The organism is Nocardioides sp. zg-1308, assembly GCF_013155375.1.
Classification (GTDB): Bacteria; Actinomycetota; Actinomycetes; order Propionibacteriales; family Nocardioidaceae; genus Nocardioides; species Nocardioides renjunii.
This window is the reverse complement of record NZ_JABJQY010000005.1, coordinates 357,594-371,739: the sequence shown is the minus strand read 5'-3', so window position 1 is coordinate 371,739 and position 14,146 is coordinate 357,594. Positions and strand designations below refer to the sequence as shown.

Sequence of the window (14,146 nt, the reverse complement as noted above, 5' to 3'; positions counted from 1 at the left end):
AAGAGTGCTACAACGCCGACGGCAACCCGTCCTGCACGGCAGGAGGCGGGACGAGCTCCGCCAGGTCGCGGCGGGCGAAGGCGCCGGGCGCCATCCCGTGGGCTCGGCGGAACGCCCGGTTGAACGCGGCCTCGGACTGGTAGCCGACGCGCTCGGCGACCCGCGCCAGCGACAGGGTGCGCTCGCGGACCAGCCGGGCGGCCAGGTCCATCCGCCAGGCGGTGACGTAGCCCATCGGCGCCTCGTCGAGGGTCTCGCGGAACCGCGCCGCGAACGCGGAGCGCGACATCCCGGCCTCGGCGGCGAGCGAGGCGAGGCTCCACGGGGCGCCGGGCTCGGCGTGGAACGCGGCCAGCGCCCGTCCGACCTGCGGGTCGCGGAGGCCGGCGACCCAGCCGCGGTCGTGCGTCCCGGACTCCAGCCAGGAGCGTACGACCTGGACGACGAGGATGTCGGCCAGGCGGGCGGTGACCACGTCGCTGCCCGGGCGCGGGTGGCGCGACTCGGCTCCGATGACGTCGAAGGCGGCGCGCATCCACGCGGCGTCGCCGCCGTCGCCCGCGGGAAGGACCCGCGGCAGGCTGCGCAGCAGCCGGGCCACCCCGAGCCCGGTGAAGCTGACCGCGCCGCAGACGACCTCGCTGCGCGGACCCGGACCGTCGATGCGGAGGCGCTCGTAGCGCTCCCCGAGCTCGACGCGGGGCAGGTCGAACAGCGGCGTCGCAGGGCTGCCCGGTGCGTCGAGGATGGCGTGCCCCGTGCCGGTCGGCACCAGCACCATGTCACCCGCGGACATCGTCGTGTGCTCGCCGTCGACCTCCAGCACGAGCCCGCCCTCGGTCACCAGGTGGAACACCACGGTGCCGGGCAGGGGCGGGATCGCGATGCCCCACGGTGCCGAGAGCTCGGACACGGCGTAGAACACCCCGGTCATGCCGAAGTCCGTGAGGGTGTCGGTCAGCACGTCGCGGTCCACCCCTCGAGTGTGTCGCGCCCCGGACGATCGGGCAAGAGTCGCGGCGGATCCGGCATTGATCGTCCAGGCCACCGGCCGCAGGCTGGGAGCAACCCGGGAGCGGCCCGGGAGGATCCGAGGAGGAAGACATGAAGGTTCTCGTGGTGGGAGCAAGCAGGGGCACCGGCGCCGAGCTGGTCGCGGAGCTGGCGGGGCGCGGTCACCTGGTGACGGCGTACGCCCGCCGGCCGGGCGAGCACGGCGAGGAGGTCCGGACGGTCACCGGTGACGTCCTGGACGCCGACAGCCTGGCGAAGGCGATGATCGGCCAGGACGCCGTGGCGGTCACCCTCGGCATCCCCGACAACCCGTTCCGGGTCCGGCTGACCCGGCGCGCCAGCTCGCGGCTCGACGTCCGGTCCGCCGGCACCGCGGCGGTGGTGGCGGCGATGCGCGAGCAGGGCGTACGACGCTTGGTGGTGCAGTCGACCTACGGGATCGGCGACACCTACCGCCACCTCCCCCTGGCGCTCAAGGCGTTCTTCACCCTGGCGATCCGCCCGCAGGTGCGGGACCACGAGGTGCAGGAGCGGCTGGTCCGCGAGAGCGGCCTCGCGTGGACCATCGTGCGGCCGACCGTGCTCCACGACGACCCCGCCGACGAGCCGGCGTACGTGAGCACCGACGACCGGGCGCCCAGCATGCGGGTCTCGCGGCGCCAGGTCGCCCGGGTCGAGGCCGACGCGCTCGAGGACGACGGCCGGGTGTCGCAGGTGCTGAGCGTGACGGCGCCGGCCTGAGGCGGGTGTCTGTGGCGTCCGCCGCGTCTGGAGTCCCCGGCGTCTGGAGTCCCCGGATATCCGGGGACTCCAGCGTCAACGCGGAAGATCCGAGCCGCCACGTGACTCGGATCTTCCGCGATCAGCTCGCGCCGGTCAGAGGAAGTCGAGCGGGTCGAACTCGTCGATGGGGATGACCCGGACGCGTGGCAGCGCGGAGTTGAAGGCCGCGATGTCGTACTCCAGGTCGAAGATGCGCAGGCCCGGCAGGTTGCGGAACTGCGAGTTCACGAACTCCGTGAAGCCGATGACACCGACCTGCCGGCTCCCGTCGCACAGCGCGGAGACCTGGTCGACGAAGTCGCCGTCGTGGCTGACCAGCACCACGTCGGCCGGCCGGTCGACGAGGGCCTCGGCGGTGCGCTGGATGGCGATGTCGACGATCTTGCCCTCACCGCTCAGCGGGATCGGCTTGAAGCCGATCGCGAGCAGCGCCTGGACGAAGCTGGTCGGCAGCTCGGTGCTGGCCGCCAGGAAGAAGAGCCCGGTGACGTCCTGGTCGAAGGCCCGCTCGGCCCACTCCAGGAGCCGGTCCCAGCGGGGCCGCTCCTCCGGCCGCGGGCGCCGGCCCAGGATCGAGGTCCCCAGGGTCGCGTCGATGTTCTCCCCGTCGACGAGGAGGTAGGTCATCCGCTCGGCCATGCGAGGACTCTCCCACACGGCCGGCGCCGCGGATCGTCGCCGACGCGCCCGTCAGCGCTGGTAGACGACCGTGAACGACTCGACGACCTCGTCGCCGCTCACCGCCACGTCGGCGACCTCGACGAGCGCCCGCGGGACACCGGAGCCGTCGCACAGGATCGACAGCACGCCGACCTGCGGCAGCTCGCCGTCGTAGTCCGCGGTCGCGGCCGTCGTCCGGCCGCGCTCGTCGGCCAGCACCTGGGCCACGAAGGCGTCGGACTCCTCGGTCGAGTCGCCGTAGGCCCACGCCGGCGGCGGCACCGACTCGAGGGTCGTCGGCCCGAAGTAGGTCGGGGCGGCGTTGAGCTTGGCGTGGAAGCGGGCGAGGTTCCAGAAGCTGCGCAGCTCCTCGTGGTCGAAGTCCTCGGACAGGTCGACCTCGGGCTCGCTCATGCCGGCCAGCCTATCGGGCACCCGGGTCACGCCACGGCAGCGACGTACGCCGCGAACTCGCGCGCCGCGTCCATCGACCCGGGCCGTGGCGCGGCCTGGCGGTCGAGGCCGAGGTCGCGGTCGGCGAGCACCTGCTGGAGCAGCGGTCGCCAGCGCGGGTCGCCGTGGACCATCGCCCACCGCAGCGCGTCGCGCTTGCTGGCCACCTGGCCGGTGCGCACGGTGTAGAGGCTGCGACAGGCCTGCACGACGAGGTAGCGCTGGCACCACGCGACGTCGGGTGGGCACCAGCCCAGGACGTCGTCGGTCAGGGTCGCCAGCCCGGCGCGGGCCTGCTCGCGCAGCACGTCGTCGGGCACCGGGTCGACCAGCTCGACCCGGCACGGCCCGGCCAGGGTGATGCCGTGCTCGCGCAGGACCCACCGCGTCCACGCCTGGTTGCAGTGGTCGGACAGGACCAGCTCGTCGGAGCCGTGGTCGACGTACCACCACGCGCGACCGAGGCCGTCGACCGAGCGGAGCTCGTCCGCCACGGCGTACGAGCCCTCGAGGTGGGCGAACCAGTGGCCGTCGCGGTGCGGCAGGTCGCGGTGCAGCGTGCGCAGGGCGGCGACCTGCGCCGCCGTCGGGTGGTCGCGGACCACCACCAGGAAGTCGCAGTCGCTGTGCAGGTCCCCCGCACCGAGGGCGAACGACCCCTGGAGGTAGGCGCCCACGAACGACTCGCCGAGCGCGGACTGCGCTCCGGTGACGAGGTCGTGCAGCACGCCGTTGAGCTCGGCGTAGCGCGTGGGGTGGGGATTCAGCACGGCTGAAGTGTGCGCCTGCCCGGGTCGCGCCGCCACGGAATATCGGGCCCCGGGCTACCGTCGGAGACCCCACCTACTCGGAGGTCCCCCATGGGTCGTCTGCTCGTCTCCGGCGCCGCTGCTGTGCTCGGCCTGACCATGCTCACCGGCGCACCGACCGCCACGGCGAGGGCGGTGCCGCTCGACGGCACCTTCCCCTCCCGGATCGCGCTCCCGAACGGCTTCCAGCCCGAGGGGATTGCCATCGGACCGGGCCCGACGGCCTGGTTCGGCTCGCGCGCCGACGGCGACATCTACGAGGTGTCGCTGCGCACCGGCCGCGGCCGGGTGATCAGCGAGGGCCCCGGCACCCCCTCGGTCGGGCTGAAGTCCGACCGCCAGGGACGTCTGTACGTCGCCGGCGGCGCGTCGGGCACGGCCCGGGTCGTCGACACCGACACCGGCGAGCTGCTCGCCGACCTGACCCTCACGACCGGGACCAGCTTCGTCAACGACGTGGTGCTCACCCGCGACGCGGCGTGGTTCACCGACTCCTCGCAGCCGCAGCTCTACCGCCTCGCGCGCACCTCGCGCGGGCCGGCCGCCAGCGCGACCACCGTCCCGCTCACCGGCGACTGGGTGCAGGGCGCGGGCTTCGGCGCCAACGGCATCAGCACCACCCCCACCGGCCGCCACCTGCTCGTGGTCAACTCCACCAGCGGGCTGCTCTACCGCGTCGACCCGACCACGGGTGCGGCGACGGAGGTCGACCTGGGCGGGGCGTCGCTCACGATGGGCGACGGCATGCTCCGGCAGGGCCGCACGCTCTACGTCGTGCGCAACCGGTTGAACCAGGTCGCCGTCCTGCGGCTCTCGCGCGACGGGCTCAGCGGCCGGCTGGTGCGCACCATCACCGCCGCGGACCTCGACGAGGGCACGAGCTTCGACGTGCCGACGACGGTCGCGCGGTTCGGTGCCGACCTCTACCTGCCCAACGCGCGCTTCACGACGCCACCGACCCCCACCACGGAGTACTGGGTGACGAAGGTGCGCGCGCGGGCCGGCAGCTGAGGCTCAGACGTTGAAGCCGAGGGCCCGCAGCTGCTCGCGGCCGTCCTCGGTGATCTTGTCCGGGCCCCACGGCGGCATCCAGACCCAGTTGATGGCGACGTCGCCGACCAGGCCCTCCAGCGCGGACTCGGTCTGGTCGGTGATGACGTCGGTCAGCGGGCACGCGGCCGAGGTGAGCGTCATGTCGAGCACCGCGTTGCTGTGCTCGTCGAGGTGCACGCCGTAGACGAGGCCGAGGTCGACGACGTTGATCCCCAGCTCGGGGTCGACGACGTCCTTCATCGCCTCGGTGACGTCGTCGACGGTCACCGTCGACGTGCCGCCGCCCGCGACGGCCTCGGGGACCTCGGGAAGGTCGCTGTGGTCGAGCTGCTGGTGGGTGGACTCGGTCATCGGGTCTCTCCTTCGGTGGGCACCGACTGGGTCTCTGCGGACTGGCTCTGGGCCTGGGCGGTCGCGTCCTTCCACGCCATCCAGGACAGCAGGGCGCACTTCACGCGCGCGGGGAACTTGGCGACGCCGGCGAACGCGATCCCGTCCTCGAGGACGTCCTCGTCCGGCTCCACCTGCCCCTTGCCCTGCATGAGCTCGAGGAAGCTCTGGTGGATCGACATCGCCTCGTCGACGGGCTTGCCGATGACGAGGTCGGTCAGCACGGAGGCGGACGCCTGCGAGATCGAGCAGCCGACGGCGTCGTAGGACACGTCCTCGACGAGCCGGCCTCCCGCCGTGTCGGACAGGTGCACGCGCAGGGTGACCTCGTCACCGCAGGTCGGGTTGACGTGGTGCACCTCGGACTCGAACGGGTCGCGCAGGCCCTTGTGGTGCGGGTTCTTGTAGTGGTCCAGGATGATCTCCTGGTAGAGCGAGTCGAGGTCGTTGCTCATCAGGCCACCTTGAAGTAGCTGCGGGTCTGGTGGAGCGCCTCGACGAGCGCGTCGATCTCGGCCGGCGTCGTGTAGAGGTAGGACGACATCCGGGTCGAGCTCTGCACGCCGAAGCGGGCGTGCGCCGGCTTGGCGCAGTGGTGACCGGCACGCACCGCCACGCCGCGCGAGTCGAGCACCTGCGCGATGTCGTGGGGGTGGACGCCCTCGAGCTCGAACGACACGGCGCCGCCGCGCTGGGTCACGTCGAGCGGGCCGAGGACCGTCAGGCCCGGCACGGACTGCAGCCCCTCGAGGGCGTACGCCGTGATGGCCTGCTCGTGGGCGTGGATGGACTCCAGGCCGATGTGGCCGAGGTAGTCCAGCGCGCACCCGAGCCCGACCGCCTCGACGATCGGCGGCGTGCCGGCCTCGAAGCGGTGCGGCGCCCCGGCGTACGTCGAGCGCGCCATGGTGACCGTCTCGATCATCTCGCCGCCGCCGTGGAAGGGCGGAAGCGTGTTGAGCAGCTCCTCGCGACCCCACAGCACGCCGATCCCGGTCGGCCCGCAGACCTTGTGGCCGGTGAAGACCAGGAAGTCGCACCCGGCCGCCTGGACGTCGATCGGCAGCTGCGGGGCGGCCTGGGAGGCGTCGATCACCGAGATCGCGCCGGCCGCGCGGGCGCGGGAGACCAGGTCGACGACCGGGTTGATCGTGCCGAGCATGTTGGACACCCAGGTGAACGCCAGCACCTTGGTGTTCTCGTCCACCAGCTGGTCGGCGTTGCCCAGGTCGAGCTGGCCCTCGTCGGTCAGCCCGAACCAGCGCAGCTCGGCACCGGACCGCTCGCAGGCGAGCTGCCACGACACGATGTTGGAGTGGTGCTCCATCTCGGTGATGACGACGTTGTCGCCGGGGCCGAGCTCGATCGTGCGGGCGAGCAGGTTGAGCGCCTCGGTGGCGTTCTTGGTGAAGACGACCTCGTTGCGCGACGGCGCGTTGAGGAAGCTCGCCACCTTGTCGCGCGCGCCCTCGTAGGCCTCGGTCGACTCCGCGCCGAGCTGGTGCATGGCGCGGGCGATGTTGGCGTTGTGGCGCTCGAGGTGGTCGACCATCGTGTCGATGACGACCTGGGGCTTCTGCGAGGTGTTGGCGCTGTCGAGGTAGACCAGCGGCACCCCGCCCGCGAGCGTGCGCTCGAGGATCGGGAAGTCCTTGCGGATCACGTCGAGGTCCGGCAGCAGTCCGTGCATCGTGGTCCTCCTCTCCAGTGGGTCGGCTGAGCGGTCGCTCAGGCGGTGACGGTCTTGACGTACTTGTCGTAGCCGTTGGCCTCGAGCTCGTCGGCGAGCTCCTTGCCGCCGGACTCGGCCACCTTGCCGTCGACGAACACGTGCACGTGGTCGGGCTCGATGTAGCGCAGGATGCGGGTGTAGTGGGTGATGAGCAGGACGCCCTTGCCCTCCCGCGCGCGGAAGCGGTTGACGCCCTCGGAGACGACCTTGAGGGCGTCGATGTCGAGGCCGGAGTCGGTCTCGTCGAGCACGGCGACCTTGGGGTCGAGCAGCTCGAGCTGCGCGATCTCGTGGCGCTTCTTCTCACCGCCGGAGAAGTTCTCGTTGACGTTGCGGGTGCCGAACGACGAGTCGAGGTTGAGCTGTTGGAGCGCGGCGTTGACGTCCTTGACCCAGGTGCGGAGCTTGGGGGCCTCGCCGTCGATCGCGGTCTTGGCGGTGCGCAGGAAGTTCGACACCGAGACGCCGGGGACCTCGACGGGGTACTGCATGGCGAGGAACAGGCCGGCGCGGGCGCGCTCGTCGACCGACAGGGACAGGACGTCCTGGCCGTCGAGGGTCACCGAGCCGCCGGTGATCGTGTACTTGGGGTGGCCGGCAATGGAGTAGGCCAGCGTCGACTTCCCCGACCCGTTGGGGCCCATGATCGCGTGGGTCTCGCCGTCGTTGATGGTGAGGGTGACGCCCTTGAGGATCTCCTTGGGGCCGTCCTCGGTGTCGACGGTGACGTGGAGGTCGGTGATGACGAGCTTGCTCATGCGGGGGTGACTCCGTTCAGGGTGGTCTCGGTGTCGACGTAGACGTCGGTGCCGCGCACGTCGACCGGGAAGGTGGCGACCGGCTCGGTCGCGGGGAGGTTGGTGGGCTTGCCGGTGCGAAGGTCGAACATCGACCCGTGCAGCCAGCACTCGATCTGGCAGCCGCCGTCGTTGGTGGCGACCTCGCCCTCGCTGAGGGCGACCTCGGCGTGGCTGCAGAGGTTCTCGATGGCGAAGACCTCGTCGCCGTCACGGGCGATGGCGATCTCGTGGCGGCCGAGGGTCACGGCCAGCGCCTGGTCGGCGGGGACCTCGTCCAGCGCGCACGCGCGCTCGAAGCCCATCAGGCACCCGTCCCGAGGACGCCGCCCTTGAGGACGTTCTTGGCGAGCTCGGCCTCGACGGTGGTCAGCAGCCGGTCCTCGATCGAGGGGACGCCGACCTTGCGGATGAGGTCGTTGAAGAAGCCGTGCACCACCAGGCGCTGCGCCTCCTGCTCGGAGATGCCGCGCGACTGCAGGTAGAACAGGTGCTCGTCGTCGAAGCGCGCCGTCGCGGAGGCGTGGCCGGCGCCCTCGATCTCGCCGGTCTCGATCTCGAGGTTGGGGATCGAGTCGGCCTGGCAGCCGTCGGTGAGGACCAGGTTGCGGTTCTCCTCGTAGGTCTCGATGCCCTCGGCGACCTTGCGGATCAGGACGTTGCCGACCCAGACGGTGTGCGCCTTCTCGCCCTGCAGCGCGCCCTTGTAGATGGCGTTGGACTTCGTGCGCGGGGCGGTGTGGTCGGCGAAGATCCGGTGCTCGATGTGCTGGCCGGCGTCGGCGAAGTAAAGGCCGAGCAGCTCGGCCGAGCCGCCGGGACCGTCGTAGGTCACGTTGGCGTCCATCCGGACCAGGTCGCCGCCGAAGGAGATGGCCGCGTGCCGGTAGCTCGCGTCGCGACCGACCCGCGCCTGGTGGTGCGACAGGTGGACGGCGTCGTCGGCCCAGTCCTGGATCGAGACGACGGTGACGTCGGCCCCGTCCCCCACGGCGATCTCGACGACCGCGGCGACGGTCGAGGAGCCGGTGTGGTTGAGCACGACGATCGCCTTGCTGTGGGCGCCGAAGCGCAGCGCCACGTGCCCGGCCTCGGTCACCAAGACGTCCGTGCCGTCGAGGTCGACGACGATCGGCTCGGCGACCTCGGTCTCGGCGGGCACGTCGACCAGCAGGCTCGCAGGCACCTCGGCCAGGACGCGGGCGGCCCAGCGGGTGTTGGGGACCAGGCCGGAGATGCCGCGCAGGCCGCGGGCCTCGTCGCCGGAGACGACCTCGATGCGGACGCCGTCGGGGGTGTTCCACGTGGCCGAGGTCGCCGGCCGCATGAACTCGGCGTCGGCGTGCAGGCCCCTGAGCCGCTTGAGCGGCGTGAAGCGCCAGATCTCCTCGCGGCCCGTCGGGACCTCGTGGTCGGCGACGTCGTACGAGCCGACCGGGTGGAGGTGGCTCTCCACCCGGACCTGCTCGGGGGTCTGCTCCAGCGCGGAGCGGACGGATTCGGTGGTGACTGTCACTGCGTCTCTTTCTGGTTCCTCGGCCCGGACGCCCGCGTCGCGGCGTCCCCGACCGGCGGGGTGGTGGTCAGGCGGTGGCGGCGATCAGCCGACCGCGCCCTCCATCTGCAGCTCGATGAGGCGGTTGAGCTCGAGGGCGTACTCCATCGGCAGCTCCTTGGCGATCGGCTCGACGAAGCCGCGCACGATCATCGCCATCGCCTCGTCCTGCTCCATGCCGCGCGACATGAGGTAGAAGAGCTGGTCGTCGGAGACCTTCGAGACGCTCGCCTCGTGACCCATGGACACGTCGTCCTCGCGGATGTCGACGTAGGGGTAGGTGTCGCTGCGGCTGATCTGGTCGACGAGCAGCGCGTCGCACAGCACGTTGGACTTCGAGCCGTGCGCGCCCTCGTTGACCTGGATCAGCCCCCGGTACGACGTGCGCCCGCCGCCGCGCGCCACCGACTTGCTCAGGATGGACGACGAGGTGTGCGGCGCCGCGTGCACCATCTTGGCGCCGGCGTCCTGGTGCTGGCCCTCGCCCGCGAAGGCGATGGACAGCGTCTCGCCCTTGGCGTGCTCACCCATGAGGTAGATGGCGGGGTACTTCATCGTCACCTTGGAGCCGATGTTGCCGTCGACCCACTCCATCGTCGCGCCGGCCTCGCAGGTCGCGCGCTTGGTGACGAGGTTGTAGACGTTGTTGGACCAGTTCTGGATCGTCGTGTAGCGGACGCGGGCGCCCTTCTTCACGATGATCTCGACGACCGCGGAGTGCAGCGAGTCCGAGGAGTAGATCGGCGCGGTGCAGCCCTCGACGTAGTGCACGTAGGAGTCCTCGTCCGCGATGATCAGCGTCCGCTCGAACTGGCCCATGTTCTCGGTGTTGATCCGGAAGTAGGCCTGCAGCGGGATGTCGACGTGGACGCCCTTGGGCACGTAGATGAACGAGCCGCCGGACCACACCGAGGTGTTGAGCGCGGAGAACTTGTTGTCACCGACCGGGATGACGGTGCCGAAGTACTCCTTGAAGAGCTCCTCGTGCTCCTTCAGCGCGGTGTCGGTGTCGACGAAGATGACGCCCTTCTCCTCGAGGTCCTCGCGGATCGAGTGGTAGACGACCTCCGACTCGTACTGCGCGGCGACGCCCGCGACGAGGCGCTGCTTCTCCGCCTCGGGGATGCCGAGCTTGTCGTAGGTGTTCTTGATGTCCTCGGGCAGCTCCTCCCAGGACGTGGCCTGCTTCTCGCTGGAGCGCACGAAGTACTTGATGTTGTCGAAGTCGATCGTCGACAGGTCCGAGCCCCACGTGGGCATGGGCTTGCGGTGGAAGAGCTTGAGGCCCTTGAGGCGCAGGTCGAGCATCCACTGCGGCTCGGACTTCTTGCCGGAGATGTCGCGCACGACGTCCTCGTTGAGGCCGCGCTTCGCGCCGGCGCCGGCGTCGTCCTTGTCGGCCCAGCCGAACTCGTAGCGCCCGATGCCCTTGAGCTCGGGGTTGAGGTCTTCGATGCTCAGGTTCTGGGTCATGACTGCTCCTTCGTGGGGTCCTGCTCGAGGTCCGGCTTGAGGGTCTGGGGGATGCAGGTGGTGCAGACGCCGTCGCCGTGGGCGATGGTCGCCAGGCGTTGGACGTGGGTGCCGAGGACGCGGCCGATGGCCTCGGTCTCGGCCTCGCAGAGCTGGGGGAACTCGTGCGCGACGTGGGACACGGGGCAGTGCTGCTGGCACAGCTGCTCGCCCATGCTGACGCCGTTGACCGGCGCCAGGTCGCGCACCGAGGCGGCGTAGCCGTTCTGGGTGAACACCCGGGCCAGCGCCTCGGCGGGGCTCAGCTCGGGGTCGACGGCCGTGACGGCGGCGTAGTCGCCCTCGACGAAGGCCACCCGGCGGCGGGCGAACTCAAGGACGGCGCCCTCGCCCTGCGTCTCGGCCAGGAACCGGAGCGCCTGCACGGCGAGGTCGTCGTACTGCTGGTCGAAGCTGTCGCGACCGGCCTCGGTGAGGCCGAACACCTTGGCGGGCCGCCCGCGGCCCCGGGTGCCGTAGACCTTGCGCTCGCGCGACTCCACGACTTCCTCGGCCACGAGGTGGTCGAGGTGGCGGCGCACGGCCGCGGCGGTGAGGTCGAGGCGCAGGGCGAGGTCGGCGGCCGTGCTCGGGCCGTTCTCGAGGATCGACCGAGCCACCCGGTCACGGGTGGGAGCGTCCCCGTCGGGGGTCGCAGCGGTTGTCCTCACGAATTGCACAACACCAGTGTGACGTTATTGCTTCCGCGTCTTCAAGGAAGGTTGCCCTTAGTGGTCGGGCCCGTGAGCGCGGTCACCGCGTCGACCAGCGAGGCCACGAGGCGACGGCCCTGGTCGTCGATGAGCTCGCGCGGCAGCTCGCGGAGCGGACCGCGCGCCGTCAGCGTGGCATAGCCGTGCACCCCGGACCAGCAGGTGATGGTCGCGTCGCCGACGTGCTCCTCGGCCAGCCGGCCCTCGCGCACCAGGGCGGCCAGCGCCAGCTCGAGCTGCTGGTAGGGCGAGAGCCCCGAGCGCGCCGTGGCCTCCGGGGACGTCGAGCTGAGCATGTCGTCCATCGCGAAGAACGCCGCGTCGAACAGGCCCGGCTCGTCGAGCGCGAAGGCGATGTAGGCCTCCCCCACGGCCTGGAGCATCTGCCGGCCGTCGGGACCGTCGGCGTCGTCGCGGACCTCGAGCCGGTCGTCGACCGCGGCGGCCAGCTCGGCGAGCGCACGCTGGGCCACCGCGCGCACGAGCGCGTCGCGGTCGAGGAAGTGGCGGTAGGCCGCACGCGGGGTGACGCCCGCACGCCGGGTGACCTCCCGCATCACGATCGCCTCCGTGCCGCCGGTGCGGGCGGCCTCGAAGGCCGTCTGCACGAGGGCGACGCGCAGGTCGCCGTGGTGGTACGCGGTCTGGACCATGCGGCAAGTCTACGGTGTAGACATTTCGATGTCCACGGTGTAGACACAGAGGACGCGGACCGAGCACCACCGATTCGCGGACAGCAGCGGACAGGACCTGACCGCATTCGACCCCAAGGTGAGTGACATGACGAGCTCGGTGGCCATCGAGGCCCGCAACCTGGTGAAGACGTTCGGCGACAAGACGGCCGTGGACGACGTGAGCTTCACCGTGCCGACCGGATCGGTGCTGGGCCTGCTCGGGCCCAACGGCGCCGGCAAGACCACGACCGTGCGGATGATGACGACCCTGACCCGGCCCACGTCGGGCACCGGGTCGGTGGCCGGTCACGACATCCTCACAGCCCCGCGCGACGTACGACGCAGCATGGGGCTGACCGGCCAGGCCGCCACCGTGGACGAGCTCCTGACCGGCAAGGAGAACCTTCAGCTGATCGGGTCGCTCTACGGCCTGTCCCCCGCCTACATCCGGCGCGCCACGAGCGACCTGCTCGAGCGCTTCTCCCTCGCCGAGGCCGGCGACAAGATCGCCAAGACCTACTCCGGCGGCATGCGCCGGCGCCTCGACCTGGCCGTCAGCCTCATCGCGACGCCGCCGGTGCTGTTCCTCGACGAGCCGACCACCGGGCTCGACCCGCGCAGCCGGCTCGAGCTGTGGGAGGTCCTGCGCGACCTGGTCAGCGACGGCACCACGCTCCTGCTGACGACGCAGTACCTCGAGGAGGCCGACCAGCTCGCCGACAACATCGTGGTCATCGACCGCGGCACGGTGATCGCCGAGGGCACGCCGCTGCAGCTCAAGGACCAGTCGGGGGCCGCGTCCCTGGTCGTCACCGTCTCCCACGCCGAGGACCTGCCGATCGCCGAGCAGATGCTGCGCGCGCACGTGGAGGCGGTGCACGTCGAGCCGGGCGCCCGCCAGCTCACCGCACCGGCCGAGGGCCTCGAGCACATGACCCGCGTCGCCAGCCTCTTCGCGGAGAGCCGGATCGAGCTCGACGACCTCGGCCTCAAACGACCCAGCCTCGACGACGTGTTCCTGCACCTGACCGGCCACCGGGCCGAGGACGCGCCCGCCGGCGACCACGAGAGCAACGCCACCGAGGAGGTGCCCGCATGACCAACACCGACCAGGGCTCGCGCCTGACACCACGCCCCGCGCTCGAGCGCCCCGAGATCGTGCAGACCGGCCTGGCGCGCCAGTCGCTCGCCATCGTGAGGCGCAACCTGACGCACATCAAGCGCATGCCGGAGATGCTGCTCGACGTCACCATCCAGCCGGTGATGTTCGTCCTGCTCTTCGCCTTCGTCTTCGGCAGCTCGATCGAGGTCGACACCGAGGGCGGCTACAAGGCGTGGCTGCTCGCCGGCATCATGGCCCAGACGATCGCCTTCGCCTCCTTCATCGTGGCGGTCGGCCTGACGGCGGACCTCGAGAAGGGCATCGTCGACCGGATGCGCTCGCTGCCCATCAACCCCGCCGCGGTGCTGGTCGGCCGGTCGATCTCGAGCCTCATGCACTCCTCGATCGGCCTGGTCATCATGTCGGTCACCGGCCTGTTCATCGGCTGGCGCATCCACACCAACGTCGCCGAGGCTGCCCTGGGCTACGTCCTGCTGCTGGGCTGGGGCTTCGCGATGATCTGGATCGGCATCTGGGTGGGCTCCGCCATGCGGTCGGTGGAGGCCGTCAACGGCGTCATGTTCGCCACCATGTTCCCGATCACGTTCCTGGCCAACACCTTCGGGCCCACCGACAACATGCCCAGCTGGCTGCGGACGGTCGCGGAGTGGAACCCGATCTCCAGCCTCACCCAGGCCGTGCGGGAGCTGTGGGGCAACGACACCCCGCTGCCCGCCGACGCGGCCCTGCCGCTGCAGCACCCCGTCGCCTTCACCATCGGCTGGATCGTGCTGATCACCGTGGTCGTGGCGCCCCTGGCGATCCGGACGTTCAACCGGCGCACCGCCGACTGAGTCCCCGCACGCCCCGTGGACGGGCGGGCTGGCACCGCTTCCTAG

The 14,146-nt window shown here is 71.0% G+C and carries 17 protein-coding genes; 4 read left to right on the top strand and 13 right to left on the bottom strand.

The genetic code is table 11. From position 1 onward, the window contains the following. Positions 1-7: 7 nt before the first annotated feature. A complete protein-coding gene (locus HN031_RS20405; protein ID WP_172274790.1) occupies positions 8-976 on the bottom strand; it encodes an AraC family transcriptional regulator in 969 nt (322 codons plus the stop codon). 128 nt (positions 977-1,104) lie between these two features. Between HN031_RS20405 and HN031_RS20400 the strand changes: the two genes are divergently transcribed. Beyond that, entirely contained in the window at positions 1,105-1,755 is a 651-nt protein-coding gene (locus tag HN031_RS20400) for an NAD(P)-dependent oxidoreductase (RefSeq protein ID WP_172274788.1), read from the top strand. A gap of 135 nt (positions 1,756-1,890) precedes the next feature. Here HN031_RS20400 and HN031_RS20395 read toward each other — a convergent pair whose 3' ends face one another. The 3 genes from HN031_RS20395 to HN031_RS20385 are packed head-to-tail and all read right to left on the bottom strand — an operon-like array spanning position 1,891 to position 3,680. Next, positions 1,891-2,436, bottom strand: a complete 546-nt coding sequence (locus HN031_RS20395) for an NYN domain-containing protein (protein WP_172274785.1) — start codon at positions 2,434-2,436, stop codon at positions 1,891-1,893. Between the two features lie 51 nt (positions 2,437-2,487). Next, entirely contained in the window at positions 2,488-2,871 is a 384-nt protein-coding gene (locus tag HN031_RS20390) for a hypothetical protein (protein WP_172274783.1), read from the bottom strand. A 26-nt stretch (positions 2,872-2,897) separates the two neighbouring features. Next, positions 2,898-3,680: an aminoglycoside adenylyltransferase domain-containing protein gene (locus HN031_RS20385; RefSeq protein ID WP_216652648.1), complete on the bottom strand. Its 783-nt coding sequence runs from the start codon at positions 3,678-3,680 to the stop codon at positions 2,898-2,900. A 90-nt stretch (positions 3,681-3,770) separates the two neighbouring features. Here HN031_RS20385 and HN031_RS20380 point away from each other — a divergent pair, with 90 nt between their 5' ends. Beyond that, positions 3,771-4,730, top strand: coding sequence for an SMP-30/gluconolactonase/LRE family protein (locus HN031_RS20380; protein ID WP_172274780.1), 960 nt, complete (start codon positions 3,771-3,773; stop codon positions 4,728-4,730). A gap of 3 nt (positions 4,731-4,733) precedes the next feature. On the opposite strand, the gene HN031_RS20375 is transcribed toward HN031_RS20380, so the two are convergent. The 9 genes from HN031_RS20375 to HN031_RS20335 form a co-directional block, all read right to left on the bottom strand. Beyond that, positions 4,734-5,123 (bottom strand): metal-sulfur cluster assembly factor, encoded by a 390-nt coding sequence (locus HN031_RS20375; protein ID WP_172274777.1) that lies wholly within the window; start codon positions 5,121-5,123, stop codon positions 4,734-4,736. Beyond that, positions 5,120-5,617, bottom strand: coding sequence for a Fe-S cluster assembly sulfur transfer protein SufU (gene sufU / locus HN031_RS20370; protein WP_172274775.1), 498 nt, complete (start codon positions 5,615-5,617; stop codon positions 5,120-5,122). Before sufU ends, HN031_RS20375 begins: the two co-directional genes overlap by 4 nt. Then, complete coding sequence (locus HN031_RS20365; protein WP_216652726.1) at positions 5,617-6,843, bottom strand: cysteine desulfurase; 1,227 nt, start codon at positions 6,841-6,843, stop codon at positions 5,617-5,619. Before HN031_RS20365 ends, sufU begins: the two co-directional genes overlap by 1 nt. 47 nt (positions 6,844-6,890) lie before the next feature. Next, complete coding sequence (sufC, locus tag HN031_RS20360; RefSeq protein ID WP_172274769.1) at positions 6,891-7,652, bottom strand: Fe-S cluster assembly ATPase SufC; 762 nt, start codon at positions 7,650-7,652, stop codon at positions 6,891-6,893. Next, entirely contained in the window at positions 7,649-7,996 is a 348-nt protein-coding gene (locus HN031_RS20355; RefSeq protein WP_172274766.1) for a non-heme iron oxygenase ferredoxin subunit, read from the bottom strand. Before HN031_RS20355 ends, sufC begins: the two co-directional genes overlap by 4 nt. Further along, positions 7,996-9,207 (bottom strand): Fe-S cluster assembly protein SufD, encoded by a 1,212-nt coding sequence (gene sufD, locus HN031_RS20350; protein ID WP_172274763.1) that lies wholly within the window; start codon positions 9,205-9,207, stop codon positions 7,996-7,998. Before sufD ends, HN031_RS20355 begins: the two co-directional genes overlap by 1 nt. A gap of 84 nt (positions 9,208-9,291) precedes the next feature. Then, positions 9,292-10,719: a Fe-S cluster assembly protein SufB gene (gene sufB, locus HN031_RS20345; protein WP_172274761.1), complete on the bottom strand. Its 1,428-nt coding sequence runs from the start codon at positions 10,717-10,719 to the stop codon at positions 9,292-9,294. Next, positions 10,716-11,378, bottom strand: coding sequence for a winged helix-turn-helix transcriptional regulator (locus HN031_RS20340; protein ID WP_322425302.1), 663 nt, complete (start codon positions 11,376-11,378; stop codon positions 10,716-10,718). The genes sufB and HN031_RS20340 overlap by 4 nt, the downstream gene beginning before the upstream one ends. Before the next feature lie 92 nt (positions 11,379-11,470). Then, the gene (locus HN031_RS20335; RefSeq protein ID WP_172274755.1) at positions 11,471-12,124 is read right to left on the bottom strand and encodes a TetR/AcrR family transcriptional regulator; all 654 of its coding nucleotides are present in this window, start codon (positions 12,122-12,124) and stop codon (positions 11,471-11,473) included. Positions 12,125-12,251: 127 nt separating this feature from the next. Between HN031_RS20335 and HN031_RS20330 the strand changes: the two genes are divergently transcribed. Together HN031_RS20330 and HN031_RS20325 are read left to right on the top strand one after the other, a co-directional pair. Further along, on the top strand, positions 12,252-13,244 hold the full coding sequence (locus HN031_RS20330; RefSeq protein ID WP_172274752.1) for an ATP-binding cassette domain-containing protein: 993 nt from the start codon (positions 12,252-12,254) through the stop codon (positions 13,242-13,244). Continuing rightward, positions 13,241-14,101 (top strand): ABC transporter permease, encoded by an 861-nt coding sequence (locus HN031_RS20325; protein ID WP_172274749.1) that lies wholly within the window; start codon positions 13,241-13,243, stop codon positions 14,099-14,101. The genes HN031_RS20330 and HN031_RS20325 overlap by 4 nt, the downstream gene beginning before the upstream one ends. Positions 14,102-14,146 lie beyond the last annotated feature (45 nt).

Bases quoted from the DNA above. Each gene is read 5' to 3' on its own strand.
- HN031_RS20400 (WP_172274788.1), top strand. From the start codon at position 1,105: ATGAAGGTTCTCGTGGTGGGAGCAAGCAGGGGCACCGGCGCCGAGCTG.
- HN031_RS20395 (WP_172274785.1), bottom strand. From the start codon at position 2,436: ATGGCCGAGCGGATGACCTACCTCCTCGTCGACGGGGAGAACATCGAC.
- HN031_RS20390 (WP_172274783.1), bottom strand. From the start codon at position 2,871: ATGAGCGAGCCCGAGGTCGACCTGTCCGAGGACTTCGACCACGAGGAG.
- HN031_RS20380 (WP_172274780.1), top strand. From the start codon at position 3,771: ATGGGTCGTCTGCTCGTCTCCGGCGCCGCTGCTGTGCTCGGCCTGACC.
- HN031_RS20375 (WP_172274777.1), bottom strand. From the start codon at position 5,123: ATGACCGAGTCCACCCACCAGCAGCTCGACCACAGCGACCTTCCCGAG.
- sufU (WP_172274775.1), bottom strand. From the start codon at position 5,617: ATGAGCAACGACCTCGACTCGCTCTACCAGGAGATCATCCTGGACCAC.
- sufC (WP_172274769.1), bottom strand. From the start codon at position 7,652: ATGAGCAAGCTCGTCATCACCGACCTCCACGTCACCGTCGACACCGAG.
- HN031_RS20355 (WP_172274766.1), bottom strand. From the start codon at position 7,996: ATGGGCTTCGAGCGCGCGTGCGCGCTGGACGAGGTCCCCGCCGACCAG.
- sufB (WP_172274761.1), bottom strand. From the start codon at position 10,719: ATGACCCAGAACCTGAGCATCGAAGACCTCAACCCCGAGCTCAAGGGC.
- HN031_RS20335 (WP_172274755.1), bottom strand. From the start codon at position 12,124: ATGGTCCAGACCGCGTACCACCACGGCGACCTGCGCGTCGCCCTCGTG.
- HN031_RS20330 (WP_172274752.1), top strand. From the start codon at position 12,252: ATGACGAGCTCGGTGGCCATCGAGGCCCGCAACCTGGTGAAGACGTTC.
- HN031_RS20325 (WP_172274749.1), top strand. From the start codon at position 13,241: ATGACCAACACCGACCAGGGCTCGCGCCTGACACCACGCCCCGCGCTC.